Source organism: Acidocella aquatica (assembly GCF_030160635.1).
Taxonomy (GTDB): Bacteria; Pseudomonadota; Alphaproteobacteria; order Acetobacterales; family Acetobacteraceae; genus Acidocella; species Acidocella aquatica.
The window spans coordinates 1-17,310 of the sequence record NZ_BSOS01000077.1 but is presented as its reverse complement, the minus strand read 5'-3'; the positions used below and the strand labels follow the sequence as shown (position 1 = coordinate 17,310).

Annotated in this window: 14 protein-coding genes and 1 pseudogene; 7 read left to right on the top strand and 8 right to left on the bottom strand. The window is 56.0% G+C overall.

The window, feature by feature from the left end; all coding sequences use genetic code 11:
• Positions 1-22: 22 nt before the first annotated feature.
• A complete protein-coding gene (locus tag QQJ84_RS14050; protein ID WP_284258933.1) occupies positions 23-1,297 on the bottom strand; it encodes an acyl-CoA dehydrogenase family protein in 1,275 nt (424 codons plus the stop codon).
• 648 nt (positions 1,298-1,945) lie between these two features.
• Between QQJ84_RS14050 and QQJ84_RS14045 the strand changes: the two genes are divergently transcribed.
• Positions 1,946-3,241 (top strand): cytochrome P450, encoded by a 1,296-nt coding sequence (locus tag QQJ84_RS14045; protein ID WP_284258932.1) that lies wholly within the window; start codon positions 1,946-1,948, stop codon positions 3,239-3,241.
• 67 nt (positions 3,242-3,308) lie between these two features.
• On the opposite strand, the gene QQJ84_RS14040 is transcribed toward QQJ84_RS14045, so the two are convergent.
• Positions 3,309-4,202 carry a TIGR03619 family F420-dependent LLM class oxidoreductase gene (locus QQJ84_RS14040; protein WP_284258931.1) on the bottom strand — a complete coding sequence of 298 codons (894 nt, stop codon included), beginning with the start codon at positions 4,200-4,202 and terminating at the stop codon, positions 3,309-3,311.
• Positions 4,203-4,303: 101 nt separating this feature from the next.
• On the opposite strand from QQJ84_RS14040, the gene QQJ84_RS14035 reads away from it, so the two are divergent.
• The gene (locus QQJ84_RS14035) at positions 4,304-4,966 is read left to right on the top strand and encodes a TetR/AcrR family transcriptional regulator (RefSeq protein WP_284258930.1); all 663 of its coding nucleotides are present in this window, start codon (positions 4,304-4,306) and stop codon (positions 4,964-4,966) included.
• On the opposite strand, the gene QQJ84_RS14030 is transcribed toward QQJ84_RS14035, so the two are convergent.
• Complete coding sequence (locus QQJ84_RS14030; protein WP_284258929.1) at positions 4,963-5,253, bottom strand: DUF1330 domain-containing protein; 291 nt, start codon at positions 5,251-5,253, stop codon at positions 4,963-4,965. The two genes, QQJ84_RS14035 and QQJ84_RS14030, sit on opposite strands and share 4 nt — an antisense overlap.
• Positions 5,254-5,299: 46 nt before the next feature.
• Entirely contained in the window at positions 5,300-6,085 is a 786-nt protein-coding gene (locus QQJ84_RS14025) for an SDR family NAD(P)-dependent oxidoreductase (RefSeq protein ID WP_284258949.1), read from the bottom strand.
• Positions 6,086-6,458: 373 nt separating this feature from the next.
• Between QQJ84_RS14025 and QQJ84_RS14020 the strand changes: the two genes are divergently transcribed.
• Complete coding sequence (locus tag QQJ84_RS14020; RefSeq protein WP_284258928.1) at positions 6,459-6,968, top strand: flavin reductase; 510 nt, start codon at positions 6,459-6,461, stop codon at positions 6,966-6,968.
• 301 nt (positions 6,969-7,269) lie between these two features.
• Here the strand turns inward: QQJ84_RS14020 and QQJ84_RS14015 are convergent, their stop codons facing one another.
• The 3 genes from QQJ84_RS14015 to QQJ84_RS14005 all read right to left on the bottom strand — a co-directional run bounded on the left by QQJ84_RS14015 (position 7,270) and on the right by QQJ84_RS14005 (position 10,853).
• Complete coding sequence (locus QQJ84_RS14015; RefSeq protein ID WP_284258927.1) at positions 7,270-8,946, bottom strand: class I adenylate-forming enzyme family protein; 1,677 nt, start codon at positions 8,944-8,946, stop codon at positions 7,270-7,272.
• 126 nt (positions 8,947-9,072) lie between these two features.
• Positions 9,073-9,855, bottom strand: coding sequence for an SDR family NAD(P)-dependent oxidoreductase (locus QQJ84_RS14010; RefSeq protein ID WP_284258926.1), 783 nt, complete (start codon positions 9,853-9,855; stop codon positions 9,073-9,075).
• On the bottom strand, positions 9,852-10,853 hold the full coding sequence (locus QQJ84_RS14005; protein WP_284258924.1) for a zinc-binding dehydrogenase: 1,002 nt from the start codon (positions 10,851-10,853) through the stop codon (positions 9,852-9,854). Before QQJ84_RS14005 ends, QQJ84_RS14010 begins: the two co-directional genes overlap by 4 nt.
• A gap of 304 nt (positions 10,854-11,157) precedes the next feature.
• Here QQJ84_RS14005 and QQJ84_RS14000 point away from each other — a divergent pair, with 304 nt between their 5' ends.
• From QQJ84_RS14000 to QQJ84_RS13985, 4 genes are all read left to right on the top strand, one after another.
• Positions 11,158-13,131, top strand: a complete 1,974-nt coding sequence (locus QQJ84_RS14000; RefSeq protein ID WP_284258923.1) for an oxidoreductase — start codon at positions 11,158-11,160, stop codon at positions 13,129-13,131.
• Between the two features lie 256 nt (positions 13,132-13,387).
• A complete protein-coding gene (locus QQJ84_RS13995) occupies positions 13,388-14,974 on the top strand; it encodes a phytoene desaturase family protein (protein ID WP_284258922.1) in 1,587 nt (528 codons plus the stop codon).
• A gap of 96 nt (positions 14,975-15,070) precedes the next feature.
• On the top strand, positions 15,071-15,307 hold the full coding sequence (locus QQJ84_RS13990; protein WP_284258921.1) for a hypothetical protein: 237 nt from the start codon (positions 15,071-15,073) through the stop codon (positions 15,305-15,307).
• A gap of 163 nt (positions 15,308-15,470) precedes the next feature.
• A complete protein-coding gene (locus tag QQJ84_RS13985; protein ID WP_284258919.1) occupies positions 15,471-16,463 on the top strand; it encodes a nuclear transport factor 2 family protein in 993 nt (330 codons plus the stop codon).
• A 200-nt stretch (positions 16,464-16,663) separates the two neighbouring features.
• On the opposite strand, the pseudogene QQJ84_RS13980 reads toward QQJ84_RS13985, so the two are convergent.
• Positions 16,664-17,242 (bottom strand): annotated as a pseudogene (locus tag QQJ84_RS13980) (IS701 family transposase); the annotation flags it as partial.
• Between the last annotated feature and the right edge of the window lie 68 nt (positions 17,243-17,310).

The following is a 17,310-nucleotide window of genomic DNA, read 5'->3' as shown; positions in this document are numbered from 1 at the left end:
CTCCTGTGAATTTATCTTCTGGTTAAATGAAATCGGGGTGGGAGATATTCGGCTCGATGCCGAGCAGCGACTTGCCGAAAATTTCGTAACCGACGTAAGGCAAGTTGGCCGTATGGCGCATGCCAAAGACTGCGTCGCGATACAGACGCTCGATCGGGTTGGAGGTTGAGAAAGCGCTCGATCCGGCCAGGAACATCAGTTGGTCGATGGCCTGCGAGAGCAGGTCGACCGCAAGCGAGCCCTCACCTTTGCTTAGTGCACGCTGTTGCGGCGTGAGAGGCACACGCGTCAGGCCGACCTGGTCGATCAAATCGCAGTTCTTCAGCGTCACCGCTACGGCGGCGGAAATACGCGCGGCAGCCTCGCCGAGTTGACCTTGCGCCATCACAGCCTCTGACTGTTTGGTATAGGTGGTGTAAACAATTGGACGGCGTTGCGCTGCCTCGGTTACACGGGCCTGAATCTCCAATGCCGCTCCGGCAACAACCGCATGCGCGGTGGCGCGCAGGAAGGGCATGAACGGCCAATAGTCAGAAGGCTCACCGACATGGCGCTTGCCGGGCGTGTGACCACCAAGGCCAAGCTTGGCGACGTGATAGAATTGTGCGTAGGGAATGAAGACGTCCTTGGCGACGATCGTATTCGAGGCGGTGGCGCGCATACCCATCATATGCCAGGTATCATCGATCGTGATGTCCTTGATACGGACATAGGCGAAGCCGCCATGGTCAAGCGAGCCATCCTTGTTGCGGATGTTAACGCCCAATTGCGCCCAGCGCGCATGTGCCGAGCCGGAGGCATATGGCCAACGGCCGTTGACGAGATAGCCGCCGTCAACTTCGTCGATGGTGCCTGGCGGATTGGCGACGGCGCAGATCACCGGATGGTCGACACCCTCTTCTCCAAAAATCGCCTCTTGCAGCGCGTCCGGCCCCAGGCTGGCGACCCAGGTGCTACCGTGCAGCACGGTATAAACCCAGCCAACCGAACCATCGCCTTTGGCGAGCTCCGCACCGACGAGCGACATGGCCCGGGCGCTGGTGCCCAAACCGCCCCACCGGCGCGGCACGGCCATTGCCCAGAACCCGGCATCAGTCAGTGCATCAAACACTTCGTTTGGCAGGCGGCGATCCTTATCGCCCTGCGGGCCATGTTTCAGCAGCAGCGGCTGCAGCTCCCGTGCGCGGCCAACCAGCTCCTTCTCGGCTTGCACGTTATAACCTGGTCCGCCCCCGTCATCCAACGCGGGATCAATCTTACGATGGGCTGCCGGACCCGCTTTGCGAATAACCGTCATGTTGTCTCTCTCCTATGCGTTTATTCCAACCACGCTGAGGCGGCGGATTAGGGACTGCTTCAAGGTGTTTGGTGATTTTCTATAAAATCCGAGGATGGTGCTGGGCCCCAGAGGTAAAATGCGTCTTCGGCCGTGTGATCGCCCGCAACCCACTCATTATTCGCCTCATATATTCAAGGCAGGCGATAAGTTCAGCATGGCTGCGCCATGGGTCACGGATGTAGCGCAAGAAATTGGAGCCGGCACGTGACGTCCAAAGCCCCTGTTGGGAGCGTAACCCGGCACATGGACGTTGTCTGCGGCGAGGATTTGGTACGCAGTACCCGCTACGTGCTGCCGCAACGCGTCAGCATCTGAGGCGTCCCTGGCGAAATGGCCGAGTGCATAACCCCAGCCAAGGCTTGGTTGTTTTATTTCGTCCGAAAAAGATAAACATGTTGAACACTTATTATTCATTTTGTATCTCCGCGCGGCAGAAATACATGGTCAGCAGTAGAATGCTTTGATCTAAATCAAAGATTGCCCTGCGGTCTGATTTTCCTGCCAAACGGCAGTTAGCGGGTAAGGCAAAATCGCTTGACAATAAATTGCCATCTGTCCATTTATAGACAGGCCAAGAAATAACTCATCTCCACGAGGAGCAATCCCATGAACGCCGTGACCAAAACCCAAGCACTCGAGAAAATGGCGCGGGACTTCGCCGCAGTCAGCGGTGTCTATAATGGCGCCGACGTAACCAGCCCCTATGAGCAGATGAAAGAATGGCGCGAGAAAACGCCAGTGTTGGAGGGGGACATACTGCGTATTTTCAGGGCGCCGTCACAAGCCGATTGGATGGGTACAGGCCGCAAGGTCTACACAGTTTTTCGCTATAAGGATGTGCACCAAATTCTGCGCGATGACAGAAACTGGCTTAGCAAGCAGAATGCCGAAGGCTTCGGCTCGGCTGTCGATAATTTTCTGCTCACCGGCATGGATGGCGAGGAGCATCACAAATGGCGCGCTATTTTACAGCCGCCGATGATGCCCAACGCCATCAAAAAATGGAAAGACAACCTAATCTGCCCGATTATCGAGGATGAATTCATCGGCGCGATGCGGCCCAAGGGCAAGTCCGATCTGCTGCTGGATTTCGTACTCGCCTTCCCCGTCCGCGTGGTTTACAAAATGTTCGGTCTTCCTGACGACATGGTGGCTGCCATGCAATCGGCCGGATGGGCCTTGCAAATCGTGGGCGGGCCGCGATTCGATCCGGAGGAGATGAAAACATCTATCCCGGCGGCCATGGAAGCCGGGCAGCGGCTGTATGAATATGTTCTGCCGGCCGTACAGGAGCGCCGCAAATCGGGCGTCGTACGCGACGACATGATCGGCTTCCTGATGGGGTTGAACGTCGATGGCAAATCATTTACCGATGAAGATATCACCACTTTCATCCGGATGACTCTACTGGCCGCGGGGGAAACCACCAGCCGCAGCTTCGGAAATATGATCGTGCTGCTGCTGGAGCGCCCGGATGTATGGGAGCGCCTGCGCCAGGACCGCAGTCTGATCCCGAAGGCCGTCGTCGAGACCATGCGCCTGGAAACCGTCGCCGGCCACCTTGCCCGCCTTGCCGCGAGGGACATGGAGATCGGCGGTGTCACCATTAAAAAAGACGAGGCGGTGACAGTGTGCATCTCGTCCGCCAACCGCGACCCTGAAGTATACGCGAACCCGGACGAGCTAATTCTTGACCGCCCGATGCGCCCGGTGATGAGCTTTGGCTTCGGTCCGCATATCTGCATGGGCATGCATCTGGCCAAGCTGGAGATGGAGATCGCGTTGAACGCCATGCTCGACCTGCCGAATTTCCGCCTCGACCCGGATTACCCCAAGCCGGTGATCCGGGGCATTCAGCTGCGCGGCCCTGACCAGTTGCATGTGAAATGGGATGTTGCCTAAAAAATTTTAGGAGCCGGCCCGCCGTCCCTATCGAACCATCGCCGGTTTAATAGGGACGGATCGCGCGTTAGAGTACGCGACCGGCGAGTTTTTCTAACTCGGCGCGCGCTTCCTCAACCGAAGTTACCTCCGGCAGCGTAAAGGCCAGCCGATCGGCACCCGCATCTTCAAAGCCCCGGACTACATCTGTAGCGCTTTCGGGCGTCAAGATGACATTGATGTCAAAATGCGATACTTCACGCCCGGCTTCTTCCGCGAAGCGATGTAGCTTGCGGCGCCCGGCCTTCAGATCATCATAAGCCGAGTCGGTGCCCGCATGGCCGGCACCGAATGCCAGCTTGGCGCCGGCATAAACTGGTAGCCACCCATTGCAATGTTCACCGATGCGCTGGAGCACGGCATCACTGAAACCACCGAGCCAGATCGGCGTGTGCGGTTGCGTCGCCGGGCGCGGCCCCAGTAGAGTCGGCGGAAAATCAAAGAATTCACCCTTGAAGGTGAAACGATCCTCGGTCCAAAGGCCTTTCATAATGGCGATGCTTTCCATCGTATATGCCCAGCGCCGCTCAAAGCTGCCGCCGGTCAGCTCAATTTCCAACCGGCTCGCCCCGCCTGTGCCAAGGCCCAGAAAAAACCGCTCAGCGCCGCTGTAGCGGTCAATGGTGGCGACCTGTTTGGCAACCACCACGGGGTGCTGCATCGGCATGATCAGCACACCGGTGGAAACTTCGAGTGTTTTGGTCAAAGCCAAGCCACGGGCCGCACCGATCAGCGGATCGAGGTATAGCGGGACGCCGAAATGTGGCGGCTTGACCGCCTCTTCCAGCGGGCGGATGGTATGGTGGCCATAGGTGACCCAATCAAACCCGACCTCTTCGGCGATTTGGCAGATTGCTCCCATGTCGACGTCTGGAATAGGGTGCCCTGGGTCTGCGTAAGGTCTGCTGATACCGATTTTCATATGCGACGTTTCCTGATGCTTGTTTTTATTTCATAGCCGTCGGCCAAGATTATGCCTCGCCAGCACATGTAACCAACCAATCGGCAGGTGCCGCGCAAATTATGTCCTATTTTGAATGCCCACCAAAAATGCACGCGCCACCAAAAAAAACTGATACGCTCCACCGCATTCTGGTTGCCGCCCGCACGGAATTCACGGAAAAAGGCTTTGATGCCGCACGGCTGGAAACCGTTGCGCGGGCTGCCAAAGTGACGAAGCAGTTGATTTATCATTATTTCCAGAGCAAGGACGAACTCTACCGGGTGGTTTTCGATTCCCAATCTGCTGCGGTGATTTCATTGCTCGCGCATACCTCATACGAAACATTGCCGCCGCGCGAAGCCATTACCCGGCTTATCAACCGGATTGTCGATCTTCACCTGGAAAACCCGGGCGTCACAACCTTCACCCTCGATCAGGGCTTACACCGCGCTCAGCATATCGACGCACAAACCGGCTTTGCCCCTCTAACGCGTGAGTTCATTAGCAAAGTCATCGAGCCGATTCTTCGGCATGGCGCGCGCACCGGCGATTTCCGAAGCGACGTCGACCCCGCTCTGTTTTACGCGACCGTATTTCACCTTGCCGCCGGATGCTTCCTGATGGGGCCAGCCATGACCCGGACGATCGGGATCGACTTTGCCTCGCCAGAAGGCGTGGCCAGGTGGCGCGCCCATGCCGTGGACTTCATCCTGGCATCACTGCGCGCCGCGCCCGAAAGTTAATCCGCGCCAGGGAACATAATAACGAAGCTGGTGTCGCTCGCCGCATGGCGCAGCGGGATGGCTTTCTGGTAGAGATCCGAGTGATACCAAGCCTTGGCATCTTCCATGGTCTTGAATTTCATCATGATCGTCGTCGTACCCGGGAATTTTCCCTCGATCACTTCCGGCGATTCGGCTACTGTCACTTCCGGTCTATACGGTAAAATCGACAAATAGCCGGCCTCGGAATAGCGCTCGTAGGTATCGCGATCCGTTTTATTCACCACAGAGAATACGTAAGCACTCATAATCTATTTCCTTGCCTGGTTAGTCAAAAAAGGGCGATTCAAAAACTTATTTCTCCATGAAAGCCAGCACATCGGCCACGAAAGGCTGATGCATGGTAATGCCGCCGTCAACGGAGAAAATCTGACCGGTGACAAAACTTGCGTCGTCCGATGCCAGGAATGCCACTGTTCCGGCAATATCATCCGGGGTTCCCAGGCGCGGCAACAGAGTATGCCGCTCCAGCATTTGCAGCATCTCCGGCGACATCTGCTCACGTGCTTGCGAAGTCAGAATAAGTCCAGGGAGGATTGCATTACAGCGGATATTCTGTTTGCCAAATTGCGTCGCCGCGTTGCGGGTCAGCGCATTCACCGCCGCCTTGGAAGCCGAATAGGCCGGGGTAAAAATGTCACCCAGAATTGAAACGCCGGAACTGGTGTTGATGATCGAGCCGCCACCGCACTGGAGCATGAGCGGCACGAAGTGTTTGATCATCAGCATGGTACCGCGCGTGTTGATTTGGAATGCGCGATCCCAGACGGAAGATGCCATGCTCACGAGCGATCCATCAGCTGCCATTTGAGCGGTGCTAACATCGGCCGCGTTGTTGTGCAGAACATCCAGCCGGCCAAAGCGGGTGACGACAGCGGCTCTAAGGACCTCGATGCTGTTTTCATCGCCCAAGTCCAAGTGATGGGCCAAAGCCTCGCCACCGCTGGCCGCAATATCCGCGGCCACGCGCTGAACGCCGGCCAGATTGATGTCCGCCAGCACGAGCTTCGCACCGGCCTTGGCGAGCGCTTTGGCGCAAGCCTCGCCTATATTGGCGCCGGACCCGGTGACAAGTGCCACCTTGCCTGCGAGCTTAAGAGCCTGTGTTATGGTTTCCTCCTGTTTTTGCACGGTTTCATCTGTCGTTTTCTATTTATATCTAGCCAGGATGGCCAGCGCATAAAGCTAAATCGTTTGATACGCGTAAAGTACCCGAGTGGCCCAATCAGATCCAAATAAGGCCAGCATTGGCAATGCCCTAACTCATCCAGGCATAATGGACGGGCTATATTCCAGTCTGACCGCGGATTTGATCATCCTTCCACCCGATAGGTATAAGCGTGATGCGCACTGTGGCAAAAATCATGATAGACAAGGGTGATCTGGCGGATTACCGGACCTTCCGCCGGCCGGCGTTCAACAAAAATTCCTGCCAATCAAGCAAAGTATCGAGATGCCCGAACATATTAATGCCAGCCGTCAGTATTTCCGCGAAGCCATGTCCCGTCTGGGAGCTGCCGTGAACATCATCACCACCAAGGGGCCAGATGGCGATACCGGTTTTACCGCCTCTGCCGTTTGCAGTGTGACCGATGACCCGCCCACCTTGTTGGTCTGCATCAACAAAAATGCAAGCCAACACAACACCATCAAGACCACCGGCATCCTTTGCGTGAACGTACTGGCACACGACCACCAGGAACTCGCACCTGTGTTTGCCAGTGTTGGCAAAGTGCCGATGCTGGAGCGTTTTGCGCTGGCGAAATGGCAGCGTCTGGCCACCGGCGCGCCCGTGCTGGAGAGTGCGGCTGCAGCATTCGACTGCAAGATCGACCAGATTGTGGAGGTCGGCACGCATAGTGTACTTTTTTGTGCCGTGCAGGCTATCCATCTTGGCCGTGGAAACTCCGGCCTGATCTATCACGGGCGCGCATATCACAAAATCAACACTGACAAAGCCTGAATTCAGGCGTCAATATTCGCTATTATCAATCGCTTGATACCATCAGAGATCACCCAATTGGCACGCTGGTTGAGCACAGGCACAGCAAACACAATGACGGCGTGATTGCCCTTTGATGGAAGGGAATATGGTTGACTGGAATGATAAATTTAATATGTGTTTTCGCTGCTGCGCTGGCACTTATGAGACGTCAATGTTCACCGCGCGGATGTATAAAATCTCACCGGCATAAAACCTTCTGTTCAAACAGGCTCGAGTATAACCTAAAAATGAATCGAAATCGAGATTACCCAAGCATAATCTAGTCCGTGAGATTGAACTCCGCCATCAAATCCTTGCGAAGTTTAAATTTCTGAATTTTTGATGCCGACATCGGCCATTCATCTACAAAGCGAATATAGCGAGGAACCTTGAACGAGGCCATTCGCTTTTTAACAAAAGCGATGAGATCTTCCTCGGTGACCTGTCCACCGGGTTTGAGTTCAACGAAAGCCGCTGGAATTTCAGCGAGTTTATGGTCCGGAATCCCAACAACCTGAGCCAACAAAACCATAGGATGCCGGGTCAATACGGCTTCCACCTCTGCAGCGGCAACATTCTCACCACCGACCTTGAGCATATCCTTAAAGCGGCCGTGAAACATGATATGCCCGTGCTCGTCCAGCGAACCGATATCACCGCTATGATACCAGCCGTCCGCATCCAGCGCCTGAGCGGTTTTTTCAGGATCGCGGTAATAGCCATCGAAAAGATTGTAACCCCGGATCAGAACTTCCCCACGCTCATTGGCAGCCAGGTCCTTTCCGGTTTCAACATCGACAATACGGACCTCGATGCCAACCAGCGGTGTGCCAAGCCGCAAAAACCCCATCTCCGGAGGCATGTCATAACCGCCGGTCGCGACAATGCCACTGGCCTCGGTCATGCCAAACGTACCAAATTGGAGCGTATGTGGCACTTTTTTGGCATAAATCTCCCCAAGACTTTCGGGCATCGTGGCAAAGCAACTGTTCATTGAGCGGATCGCCGACATATCGGTCCGCTCAAAATCTGGATGCGCGATCATCGCCTGATGAAACGTCACGAACGGCAGGAATAAAAACGTAACCTTGTTCTCACCGATCTGCTTCAGGCTTTCACCGGCATCAAAATGTGGCAGTCCATAAAATGTGCCCCCGGCATCGATCACTGACAACATTGCGAGCAAAGCCGCTACATGGAATAACGGCAGGGGTGACCACACACGGTCGGTCTCATTAAACTCCCAGCGGTTACGCCCCAAATTATTGGCCTCGCGGACAATCGCTTCGTGGCTTAACAAGCAGCCTTTCGGATTGGCTGAAGTACCAGATGTATAGAGGATCATGCATATATCACGGATACGCACACCGAGCCGGGCTTTATGAATTGTCAGCACGTCAACATCAGCGGCAGCTTCTTCAAAAGCCGCCTGACCGATAAACCCAGGCGTTTTTTTTCCACCCAGCAGAACCAGCCGCTGGAGTTTTGGTGCCTGAGCGAGACGGAGATTTTTTGGGTCTTCCGCAATGGTAATTTCTGGAAAAGCCTCCGTCATGCGCCCAATAAGATCGACATGCTCAGTGACCTCACCATCAGTAATGATGGTTGTAAGATCAGCATTTTCAGCGACGTAGCATAGTTCCGGCGCCTTGTAGCGTGCATTCATCAGAACGCTGACGGCACCGCACATAGCGACCGCAAAAAAGCTCTCGATGAAGTCAATTCCTGATGGCAGCAAAATACCAACATGATCGCGAGGGCGTACACCCAATGCCCAAAGTCCCCGAGCCCGCAGCATGATTTTATCCACCAATCGCCCATAGGTGACACTGCCAGCCGGGAACACGATCGCCAGCTTGGCTGGATCGCGGTCGTAGGCTTTCAGCAACATATCACCGAGCGTGGTGGCCGAAATCCGGATAGAAGCTAAATTTTCCCCGCGTATTTTTGTTTTCACTTCTTACGTATCCGTTCCGCCATTTTGTCTGTATTAAGTGAGCCAACGCCGGGTATTATTACTCCTCTCGGTGGATAGGCTTGAGCAATTCCATGACCCGCCGCCATGATACCCGCTGCCGGCGCGTTAACGGCAACCAACAACCCCACCATCCACTGGAATCTCAGCCCCGGTGATATAAGCACCCGCCGCCGATGAGAGAAAAACGATTACCCCGGCAATGTCATCCGGCCGGCCCATGCGGCGCAACGGAATATGACCGCCGAGAATCCCCGACGGCGCGTTGTCCTCATCGCGCAGATGCGCAGTCATGGAGGTCGGAAAATACCCCGGCATGACGACATTGACTGCGATGTTGCGGTCCGCCAGATCAGCCGCCATCTGGCGGCTCAACATGTGGATCGCGCTTTTGCTGGCCGCGTAGCTATAGGCCTGCAACGGCTCAATCCGCTTGCCCGCGACCGAGCCGATATTAATCACCCGCGAGGGGTTGCCATTGGTGCCGCTTGCCGTCAGCTCCGGCAAAAACTCCTGCACCATTTTAAATGGCGTCTGCACATTCACGGCCATAACACTGGGCCAGGCTTTATCAGGGAAAACGTCGATCGGCGCGCCCCAGGTCTTCCCCGCGTTATTGACCAGAATATCCAATCCGCTGACCGCCTCGCGGTAGCGCCGCACCAGATCAACCGCCGCTTCCGGCGTCGACAAATCCGCGGCAAAGCCGAGGCAGGGGCCAAGCTTGCTCAACTCAGCCGCCGCCGCCGCAACAATATCGGCCTTGCGTGAGGTGATGGCGACACGCGCACCCGCTTTCAACAAACCCTCCGCAATCATCCGGCCAAGCCCCTGCGCCCCGCCGGTCACCAGGGCTTTTTTCCCAGCCAGGCTGAAAAGAGTGCCGCTCATATCCCCACCACCACTTTGCCGAAGGCATGCCCTTGTTCAAGATAGGCCAGCGCGGCCTTCGCCTCATCGAGACTGAAGCTTCGGTCGATCACCGGCTCGATTTTCTTTTCCGCGACGAAAGCGATCGCAGCTTTGAACTCTTCGAGATTCCCGACATTCGTGCCGATGATGCGGATATTTTTCAAAAACAACTCCGGCGCCCCGACTGAAAAATTCATCCCCCCGGTCGAGCCATAAATAACAACGCGCGCGCCCATGTTCAGCGCACGGCCATAGGCCGGGTAGCTGGCGGCCGGCGCGCCGTCGAACACCACATCGATGCCCCCACTGGTCTTGCCCAACGCCTTGCGCCAGCTCTCATCCTTATAATTAAAGCCAGCCTTGGCGCCGAGTGCTTTGGCCTTCTCCAGCGTTTCATCAGAACCGCTGGTCACGAAAACCTCTACCCCCATGGCGACGGCTATTTTCAGCGCGAAGGTGGCAACGCCGCCGCCAATACCGGTAATGAGTAGTTTCTCCCCAGCCAGCAGGCCGGCCTTGGTCACCAGCCCGCGCCAGGCGGTCAGCACACCCAGGGGAAGCGCGGCCGCAGCGGCAAAATTCAGATGCGCCGGCTTATCAACCGCCGAAGCCGCCGGCACGATGATCGCATCCCCCAGCGTTCCCGGCCCAGGCATGCCCAGAAGTCCAAAGGCGGCCGCTGGGTAGCGCGCGTCATCTCCCCAGTTCAGCCCCGGATATAGCACCACCTGGCGACCAATCTGCCCCGGGTCCACGCCGGCGCCAACCGCCTCGATCACCCCGGCACCGTCGCAGCCAAGAGTCGCGGGCAGGCTCATGCCGGGATATTGTCCCCGCGTGATCCACAGTTCACGATGGTTCAGTGACGCAGCTCTGATCGCCACTCTGACCTCTCCGGCGCCGGGTTCCGGCAATGCCGTGGAGTCGAGCGAAACAGCATCAAGCCCGTCCGCAGATTTTAAACTTAAAATACGCATTTAGGTTTAGTCCTCGTGGTCAGTCCGCCGGGAGTTCCAGCATGGTCTTCTTGAAGTCGTCCGCGGGTCAATTAGACCTGCCATCTGGTAGGGGGTGAGCTCTGCAAGCGCACCATCCTGAAATTCATCCTTGGCTATAACGGCACCCACGGGCTCAATCTGATCTGACAGTGAGCCAGCGGACTGCTTCATATGCTGTTTTACAGGAGTCAAACGAAACCAACGGCATGCCTCTGGCTTTCATTCCTGAACACTGTAACAATTTTCGTCACGCCGAGGCCGGTGACAGCAAAACTTCCAAGGAATGCCCATGAGTACGTTTAAACATCTATTCACACCTATAAGGCTTGGCGCGCTCGAGATTCCAAACCGGGTGTTTATGTCGCCGCACGGAATGGTCGGCTTACCTATTGGGTCGGACCAGCAGGCGGGCTATTTCGAGGCCCGGGCGAAAGGTGGCTCCGGGTTCCTTGGCATCGCCAGTTGCCAGGTGGTGCCAGCCCCGCTCGTACCACCCGGGTGGTTCATCCGCGGTTATCATCGCGATGATATCCCCGCGATCAAGAAAATCGTCGATGGTGTTCATAAATGGGGCTCCAAGGTCTTCGTGCAGGGCGTATGGATGATGGCCGATTTCAATCAGGCTCAAGCCTCTGGCATCGCCCCGCACACCGTGCTCACCGATACCCAGCCCCGCTCAATGACCATCGATGAAATCAAAGCGCTGGCCGAGGCGCATGTCGTCACGGCAATGCATGCGCAGGAGGCCGGGGCGGACGGTTTTGAGTTCCCAATTGGTGGCGGCGCGGGGATGCAGAGCTTTACCTCTCCTCTCTACAACCAGCGAACCGACGAATACGGCGGCAGCCTGCAAAACCGGATGCGCGTCATTGTCGAAATCATAGATCAGGTACGCCTACGTTGCGGGCGGGATTTTGGCTTGGGTTTGGCTGTGAATGCTGATGATTCGACCCTTGGCGGCGACGGCCTCTCGGAAGGCATCGCCATGTGCCAGTTGCTCGCCGATACAGGCAAGGTGGATTGGTTGCGCATCACCGCCCGTGGCCAAAAGCCGCAGATGACCCAGTACCACTATCCCTCCTCTTATATGCCGGAAGGTACACATCTCTACGCCGCGGCAGAAGTGCGCAAAGAGCTTAAGAGTATGCCGATCGTCAGCGGCGGGCGCGTGCTGACCGCACAATTCGCCGATCAGGCGATTGCGGACGGCAAATGCGACATGGTTTTCGTTGCACGGTCCGTAATCGCCGATCCTGAATGGCCCAACAAATCCCGCGCGCGGAAATTTGACGAGATTCGCGCCTGTATCGGCGATCTGGAAGGCTGTTTCCTGCGTTCCTGTATCGGTCAGCCGGTCGGCTGCACCGTCAACCCGGACGTCGGCTTCGAACACGAGGCCACTCTCGCGCCCGCCGCGAAGATCAAGAAGGTGGTGATTGCAGGTGGCGGTGTCGCCGGCATGCAGGCGGCCATGGTCGCGGCTCGGCGCGGGCATAACGTAACCATTTTTGAAAAATCCGAAGAGATGGGTGGCCATGTGACCATGCAGGCGAAGTTGCCGGGTTTGGAAGACCGGAGCGACATCGTGCGCTGGCTCGGGCTACAGCTGAAGAAGCTGAACGTGGATATCCGCCTGCACACCAAAGCCACCCCGGAGAGCATCGCCGCCCTTGCCCCTGATGCCATCGTGGTCGCCACCGGCTCAACCTATTCGCGCACCGGCATCAGCAAGAACCAGCTGACCCCGATCCCCGGAGCCGATTTTGCGCATGTGCTCACGCCAGAGGATCTGTTATGCGAGCATGCGCGGGCCGGCAAGCGCGTCGCCGTCTACGACAACACCTCCTATGAGGTTGGCCCAGGCGTGGCGGAGCTTCTGGCCAACCAGGGCAAGGAGGTGTTCTTTGTCACCACCGACAGCGGTTTCGCGATGTCGGTGACCGAACTCGGCATCAACAAAGTCATCAGCTCCCGGCTGCTGCCAAAGGTCACGTTCATCCCAGATACGCGTATCAAAGAAATCGACCCGGAACACCTCACTCTGCAGAATGTCTACACCGGTAAGATTACCACGTTGGAGAACATCGACAACACCATACTAGTAACCTCCAAACCACCCCAGGAATCGCTGTATCACGCGCTGATCGGCAAGGTGCCTGAGTTGTACCTGATCGGCGACGCCCGGGAGTCGCGCTGGAGCGTATTTGCCACTGATGAAGCGATCAAGGACGGTCGCCGCATCGGCCTGATACTGTAACGGCTTGGATGATTTCAGATTGAATCGCATTGCGAAGCAATTTTAACTCTTTCCCTCTCTGGAATTTAGCGGAGGCGCTTCAATCCAGAGAGGGTTTAGATTTTACTGCGGTTTATGGTACTTCCCTGCAAACTTCCTATCTTATGGCGGGAGAAAATATCGCCGTTCCCATAATGGATAGCGGTGAATAACCGTGCGAAAACAGTAAGGAGGGCACGCCTCCCCGTTTGGCGCGGGTGGAACAGGGAGTTCAGAAATGTCTGAAAAATACGATTTCATCGTCGCGGGCGGCGGACACAATGGCTTAATTCTCGCTTGCTACCTGGCCAAGGCCGGGGTCAAGGTTTGCGTACTAGAGCGCAACCCAATCGTTGGCGGCGGGGTGATGACCGGCGAATACACCGCGCCGGGTTTTCACCACGACACTCACTCCGTTGCCCACACGATCATCCAGGGCAATCCGTTGATCCGTAACGACGAGCTTGGCTTAAAATCAAAATACGGGCTGAAATACGTCAACCCGGAAAAAATGTCGGCGATTCTGTTTGACGACGGCACTGTACTGGAATTCTACACGGATATGGAGCGGACGGCGGCCTCAATCGCTCAGTTTTCGCGGCATGATGCCGACGCCTACGTCCGTTTCTGCAAGCATGTATTCAAAAACCTCGACATGCTGGTGATGGGCATGTTCAGCGTGCCGCCGGGTGCCGGTGTGCAGGCCGCCATGCTGGACCAGAGCCCCGAGGGCCGCGAATTGCTGCGCACGCAGGCGGTGAGTTCCTGGGATATTATCGACGAATGGTTTGAACACCCAAAGGTAAAACTCGCCTTGGCGCGCTATGCCTCGGAGGCGATGACGAACCCGTTCGATAACGGCACCGGCTTCGGCTTCTATATTATCCTGCCCTATATGCATCACTTTGGCACCGGGGTGCCAGTTGGCGGCTCACATGCGCTCGCCAGGGCGCTGGAGAAATGCCTGACCGACCATGGCGGCGTGGTTAAAGTGAACAGCACGGTCAAGGAAATTCTGCTCAACGGCCAGGATGCCGCCGGCGTGACCCTGGAAAACGGTGAACAGATTCTCTCCAGCAAAGGTGTCTGCTGTAACCTGCACATACAGCAAATTTTCCCGCACATGGTGCCAGGCGTACAACTGCCGCCGGAATTCGAGCATCATGTCCGCACGCTCAAATTCGCCAGCCTGCAACCCTTCGTGATGCATCTGGCGATGCACGAGGAACCAAAATACAAAGTCGGGCCGAGCGTCGACGAGTTCTTCTGGATCGAGAAGTCGCATTCCGACATTGAGACGTTTGCGCAGGCGTTCCGCGACCTGGAATATGGCTATCCGCGCCGCGACTTTGTTTGCTACGTCGGCCAGCACAAGGTGGACCCGAGCCGCGTGCCGCCTGGCAAGAGCCAGATGCATCTCTACGCCTTCGCCCCCTATAACCTGAAGGACGGCGGACCGAAGAAATGGGATGAAATCGGCAAGGACATGGCGCAGAAATATCTCGGAGATTTGCGCGAACTGACAACCAATATGAGCGACGACAACATCATAGGCCAGCATTTCTTCACGCCCCTGGATCTGGAACGGCATAATATCTCGATGAAGAACGCCGACATCGGGCATTTGGGCCTGTACAGTTGGCAGCTTGGCGGCAACCGCCCGATTCCGGGCTGGGGTCAGTACAAGACGCCCGTGAACAAGCTATATATGTCGGGTGCCAGCACGCATCCTGGTTCGGGCGTTACAGGCGGTTCGGGACGCAACGCAGCGCAGGTTATATTTGAAGACCTAGGGTTGGATTTCGACAAAGCGATAACGCCCTGATGCGTGAATTGACAGCCCGAGTATTGATTAAGCTTCCACCCGGCCGGAAAGGCTTCCCGGCTCGGTGGCGTCTGAACAAACCGCAGGATCGACCTCATGAAAATGTACAGCAAGGACGGCATCGAGATGATGGATGTGAAATCCATCAGCCTCGATGGCGATAATCTGGTCGTTAAGGGCAAGATGATGGGCACGATGGCCACCACGATCATCCTGAAACCAAAAGATGCTTGGGAAGCACTTCACCTTTTCTCTTGGAGCACAATTTTTACGATGCCAGGAATTCTATTCAAAGGTATGCTGGCGGCACGAAAGACCAAGGCGCCGGCATAGCAGCGCCGCGGAACGCGGCGCATACGGGCCGGGCTCGGTGTAACACCGCATCTTTCCGGCGTGGATACTTGCCGCATCACCATAATTAGCCATTGCTGTAATCCGGAAACTGCTACGTGACCCGAAGCCAATCATTTCAACGCAATTAAAATGGAGATCCATAATGAAGCCGGTAAAAAGTCAGCACATTCTGTTTGCAACGTTGCTGCTGGTGGCAACGGCACCTGCGGCGCAGGCGAAGCCTGTTATTAACAGCCCGTCGGACATCAAGGCGATCACGGCGCTGGAGACCGATTTGAATACCCAACTCAACATGAAAAATCTGATCAAATACTACGCTCCCAACGCAATCGTGTTCGATATGATTGCCCCAGGTGTGTATAGAGGCCGTACGCAAATCGCACAAAATTTTCAAACACAACTTAATGCCATAAAATCGATGAAACATACGATGCCGGAAATCAACATCGCCTCGGACGGCACGATGGCGTGCGCGGCGATGCAACTCCACTTTGATTCAATCATGAAAAATGGCCAGACCTACTCCATCAGCGTCCGTCAGATCGATGCCTTCCGGAAAATAAACGGAAAATGGCAAATCATCCAGGAGCATATTTCCGTGCCGGCGGACCCGAAAACCGGCCAGGCTGTGATGGATGCGCCGATCCAGACCGGTGCGCCTGTGAACTGGGATAACGATGTACTCTCAGGCCCCCCGGTATCCCCAGCCCAAGCAAAAGCTGAAATCCGCACATGGATGGAAGATGGCGTGCTGACGACAAACTCCGACCAGCTCATGCAGGCTTACGGTCCGGGCAACGACGTGCTCGTCTACAATGGGTTTACCCCGTCCGTTCTGCGCGGCAAGCAGGCAATTCGCAACGATTACGGGCCGATGGTTGATAGCTATGCGAACGTGGCCGCGAAAATGCCTATTCTTGTCGCAGATTCGGATGGCTCCTTCGGCGCGGAAATTAATGTTCAAAACTTGGTGTTAACGATGAAAAACGGCACCAAGACGGATTTTTCCTTGCGCCAGAGCGACTGTCTGCACCGCATTAACGGAAAATGGTATTCCTTTTTTGAGATGATCTCCTTCCCCGTTGATATGAAAACTGGAAAATCAGTCATGCTAAATCCAGATGCTTTTCAATAACGCCCTCGGGCGGCGGTTCTGTTGGGGGATTGCCGCCTGATTTCTGCTCGTACACGCTTTGCAAAGATGGTCCAGTAGACACTAGCACTACAGTTGCATTTTTGATTTAAGATGAGCACGTCTTGCTATTGCTTGATGGGTCCGTCTGAATATTGACCATTTGAGGATGCACTCGACGGGGAGTTGCCGTTGCGCGAGCTTCAGGGTGAGGCGCCGGATTTCCTGAACGGACCATCGGATGAGTTCTTTCCTGTCCTGAGCTTCGTTTTTTTCGGCGTGATGGTGTTGGCGCGATAGCGGACGGCGGCCATCATGGCGTAGGCGAGCATGACGAGGGAGACATGACGATACCAACCGTGCCAGGAGCGGGTTTCGTTATGGTCCAGGCCGAATTCGTTCTTGGCGGTTTCGAAACATTCTTCGATCCGCCAGCGTGTTCCTTCTACGCGGATCAGCGTATCGATTGACGTACCGTGCGGGCACCAGGTGGTGAAATAGGCGCATTCGCCATCGGCGACGCTGCGCCGGATCAGCAGTCCCCGCGTCCATAGGCCCGACGTGGGGGCGCCGAACTCTTCGGCGTCAAGATCAGCCAACGGGCAATAGGCCCAGTCGTAAAGCCGCTCGCCCTTGGTGCCGAGCCCCGCCGACAAGCGTTGCCAAGCTTCCACCGGCAACCCCTGGGCGATGTCCTTTGCCTCGCCGGCGATCAGCGGCGCCGTGCTCCACGAGCCAAACCAGTGATTGGAATTCACCCCCAGCACGTAACCTTTGCCTGCACCTTTCTTTTACCCATAACTTTTGGTGAAAACTGGCTATTGCGCGGCTCGAATCCCGTGTGATTCTG

Bases quoted from the DNA above. Each gene is read 5' to 3' on its own strand.
- QQJ84_RS14050 (WP_284258933.1), bottom strand. From the start codon at position 1,297: ATGACGGTTATTCGCAAAGCGGGTCCGGCAGCCCATCGTAAGATTGAT.
- QQJ84_RS14045 (WP_284258932.1), top strand. From the start codon at position 1,946: ATGAACGCCGTGACCAAAACCCAAGCACTCGAGAAAATGGCGCGGGAC.
- QQJ84_RS14040 (WP_284258931.1), bottom strand. From the start codon at position 4,202: ATGAAAATCGGTATCAGCAGACCTTACGCAGACCCAGGGCACCCTATT.
- QQJ84_RS14035 (WP_284258930.1), top strand. From the start codon at position 4,304: ATGTCCTATTTTGAATGCCCACCAAAAATGCACGCGCCACCAAAAAAA.
- QQJ84_RS14030 (WP_284258929.1), bottom strand. From the start codon at position 5,253: ATGAGTGCTTACGTATTCTCTGTGGTGAATAAAACGGATCGCGATACC.
- QQJ84_RS14020 (WP_284258928.1), top strand. From the start codon at position 6,459: ATGCCCGAACATATTAATGCCAGCCGTCAGTATTTCCGCGAAGCCATG.
- QQJ84_RS14010 (WP_284258926.1), bottom strand. From the start codon at position 9,855: ATGAGCGGCACTCTTTTCAGCCTGGCTGGGAAAAAAGCCCTGGTGACC.
- QQJ84_RS14005 (WP_284258924.1), bottom strand. From the start codon at position 10,853: ATGCGTATTTTAAGTTTAAAATCTGCGGACGGGCTTGATGCTGTTTCG.
- QQJ84_RS14000 (WP_284258923.1), top strand. From the start codon at position 11,158: ATGCCCATGAGTACGTTTAAACATCTATTCACACCTATAAGGCTTGGC.
- QQJ84_RS13995 (WP_284258922.1), top strand. From the start codon at position 13,388: ATGTCTGAAAAATACGATTTCATCGTCGCGGGCGGCGGACACAATGGC.
- QQJ84_RS13990 (WP_284258921.1), top strand. From the start codon at position 15,071: ATGAAAATGTACAGCAAGGACGGCATCGAGATGATGGATGTGAAATCC.
- QQJ84_RS13985 (WP_284258919.1), top strand. From the start codon at position 15,471: ATGAAGCCGGTAAAAAGTCAGCACATTCTGTTTGCAACGTTGCTGCTG.